1 protein-coding gene is annotated in these 264 nt (G+C 47.7%); it reads left to right on the forward strand.

Translation table 11 applies throughout. The features are described 5' to 3' along the window. Positions 1–264, forward strand: a 264-nt coding sequence (locus tag ACFE6N_RS23585; protein WP_378940390.1) for a hypothetical protein, incomplete at both ends; no start/stop codon positions are given.

Here is a 264-nt window from a genome sequence, read left to right on the forward strand (position 1 = left end):
CCAACCTGTTTGCCAATGGTGGTGGCCATGCCGATTATGGCAACCGCTGGAAAACCCCGGGCGATGAACAATTTACCCAGGTACCCTCAATGCCCTATCCCTTATCAAGCAGCAGGGAATCTTTTTACCGCTTTTCGGAAGAGCTGATTGATAAGGGCGACCATATCCGCATACAGTACATCAACCTTGATTATGCTGTCGGAAAGACTATTGCCAGGAAGACCGGTTTAAAAACATTAAACGTATTTGCCAACCTGGCCAATG

It is taken from the genome of Pedobacter sp. BG31 (genome assembly GCF_042464845.1).
Classification (GTDB): Bacteria; Bacteroidota; Bacteroidia; order Sphingobacteriales; family Sphingobacteriaceae; genus Pedobacter; species Pedobacter suwonensis.